This window comes from Psychromonas sp. (assembly GCF_983033635.1).
Map to the genome: position 1 here is coordinate 1 of NZ_CEZLMY010000293.1, position 2,583 is coordinate 2,583.

3 protein-coding genes are annotated in these 2,583 nt (G+C 34.8%); 1 reads left to right on the forward strand and 2 read right to left on the reverse strand.

All coding sequences use genetic code 11. The annotated features are described in order from the left end of the window. Positions 1-409: Holliday junction resolvase RuvX (gene ruvX, locus AC4GME_RS18635; protein ID WP_490380023.1), on the forward strand; the 409-nt coding region annotated here is incomplete at its 5' end. 695 nt (positions 410-1,104) lie between these two features. Here the strand turns inward: ruvX and AC4GME_RS18640 are convergent. Together AC4GME_RS18640 and ung are read right to left on the reverse strand one after the other, a co-directional pair. After that, entirely contained in the window at positions 1,105-1,644 is a 540-nt protein-coding gene (locus tag AC4GME_RS18640; RefSeq protein WP_490377551.1) for a hemerythrin domain-containing protein, read from the reverse strand. Positions 1,645-1,829: 185 nt separating this feature from the next. Next, on the reverse strand, positions 1,830-2,480 hold the full coding sequence (gene ung / locus AC4GME_RS18645; RefSeq protein WP_490377552.1) for a uracil-DNA glycosylase: 651 nt from the start codon (positions 2,478-2,480) through the stop codon (positions 1,830-1,832). Positions 2,481-2,583 lie beyond the last annotated feature (103 nt).

Sequence of the window (2,583 nt, forward strand, 5' to 3'; positions counted from 1 at the left end):
ACTACTCGGCTTTGACTTTGGAACCAAAAGTATTGGTGTTGCAACAGGGCAAATGATAACTGCAACAGCACAACCGCTAGCTGCCATCAAAGCGAATGATGGCATTCCCAATTGGAATATCGTTGAAAAAGTAATTAATGATTGGCAACCGGATTTAGTGGTTATCGGTTTACCGCTAAATATGGACGGCTCAGAGCAAACAATAACTCAACGTGCCAAGAAGTTTGCGAACCGCTTAAATGGACGTTTTGGCGTAAAAACGGCCCTTCAAGATGAGCGCCTTACTACAGCCAGTGCCAAAGAGTTTATCTTTACACACGGCGGTTATAAAGCCCTTGATAAAGGCAAAATTGATAGCGTTTCAGCTGCATTAATTTTAGAAAGCTGGATGGAAAGTTACTACGGCTAATCATCTATACCCAAACCTGAATTTAAAAACCGCGCTTGCTCAAACAAGCGCGTTTTTTGTTTCTTAAAGATTTGTTATGTTTAAAAAGCAAATGCTAATAACCACTTGTTATTTGAAATAATTGAGCTGTTCATCTTGAAAAACTGATGGTAAATCTCTTTGCGGCGCAAAACGTTCATCTTCTTTAACCTCAACTCGGGACAATGAAAGCGCAATGCTCTTTAATATCAATGAGTTAAGCTTACACATCATGCAGTATTGATAGTTTTGTGTAGTTCAAGGCAAATCAGCTAGCAATATGGAAGCTTGATTTTGCATTCCGCTGATATCCTTAACCATTACTTATGGTGTAATAGAGTGTAATAGAATTTACTTTGCAGATGAACTATCCTTGAGTAACTAAATTAATGGCTACAAACCAAAAGTAAAACAGTTAGTATCAGAGCAGCATGGTACTAGAGCAAAATGCTGAAATATAAACTAAAAAATCGCTTTAGATAGGTAAGGCGAGCACTTTGTGAAAATATTAGTAGTACCCTTTGCCCTCTTTTAAGAGGGCTTTTTTTTAGCATTAAAAAACGCATAAGATAGCTTATATTACACATCTTTATTTACAATAAGAGTATTACAAAAAAACCACGTTTGTTTCTCACAAACGTGGCTTTTTCTTTACTCGGCTATTATAAAATCAGCAATTACACTTGTTTAATACGCCTTGCTAATGTGCGATATTGATCTGAAACATTCTCACCGAACAGGGGATCTTTATACTCGTCATGTTGCCATTGCTTTTCAAGATTAGACCAATCATCAGCTGATAGACTATCTTTAATCAAAGGTAAAATTTCCTGCTCTTCATAAGCTAAATGAGCCGATTGTAGCTCTACAAAATTGCGTAATTTTTCAATACATTGTTCTTTGGGCACAATCGCATCGAGCAAAATCATATCTAATAATTCATCCAGTTCGACAGTTACTTTTTTTATTGCTTTATGCTCTTGAGATAAACGCATAGCAACTTCATCGGATACAACACGATATTTTATATAATAATCGTAAATAAGATCTTCCATTGGATGATGATATTTATCTGAATAATTTCTTAAATAAGTGATAATCGTTTTAATTAAACGGTAATCAATCTCTTCATCTTTCTCTAATAATTGAATCTTTTTTCTTAAAAGTTTCAAAAGCAGACTCATATTGGCATGATCATTATGGATAATCGATAACATAATAAATACTCAGTAAATGGCACAAAGAGTAACCAGTATAGCCATTCAATATTAATAAACCGATGAACTAAATCACATTACCCATAAATTATCAGCAGTCCTACTTCACTTAAATGTTCAGGTTTATAAAAGGAAAACATTTAGCCCTGTTTTTGGCTTGTGCGACAGAAAGTGTAAAGAACAGATCACCAGTTAATTACCGCTAGCCCTCTTTCGCTTAATATCTCATTTACCTGTTTAAAGTGTCCACAACCAAGAAAACCTCGATACGCTGATAAAGGAGAAGGATGCGTTGATTTTAAAACAGTATGTTTTTGTGAATCTATCAAACGTCCTTTTTTATGTGCGTAACTTCCCCATAATAAAAAAACAACTCCGTTTTGAGAGTCATTTATTTCACTAATAATATTATCAGTAAAAATCTCCCAGCCCTTCGATGCATGACTGCCGGCATTTCCCTTTTCTACCGTTAACACTGCGTTTAATAATAAAACGCCTTGTTTAGCCCAATGCTCCAGATTACCCGATTCGGGTATTTTATAACCGGCAATACTGGTCGATAATTCTTTATAAATATTACGTAATGAAGGTGGGATTTTTATTCCGTCAGGTACTGAAAAACTAAGACCGTGAGCTTGATTCTCTCCATGATATGGATCTTGTCCTAAAATAACCACTTTGACATTTTCTAATGGTGTTAAATTCAAAGCATTAAAACGAAGTGTTTGTTTTGGATAGATAGTTTTTCCTGCGCTTTCCTGCTCTTGTAAAAATTGTTGCAGATTTTTGTAATAGTCCATCTGCTCTTGTTGCTCTATAAATTTATTCCAACTCATATTAACTTTCCCTTCATTTGTTTTTTTCTTGCAAACTCATTTGCAACATGACATATGTTAATTTAATGTAAACATTAACATACTGGCAACGATATTTTTCAAG

Bases quoted from the DNA above. Each gene is read 5' to 3' on its own strand.
- AC4GME_RS18640 (WP_490377551.1), bottom strand. From the start codon at position 1,644: ATGTTATCGATTATCCATAATGATCATGCCAATATGAGTCTGCTTTTG.
- ung (WP_490377552.1), bottom strand. From the start codon at position 2,480: ATGAGTTGGAATAAATTTATAGAGCAACAAGAGCAGATGGACTATTAC.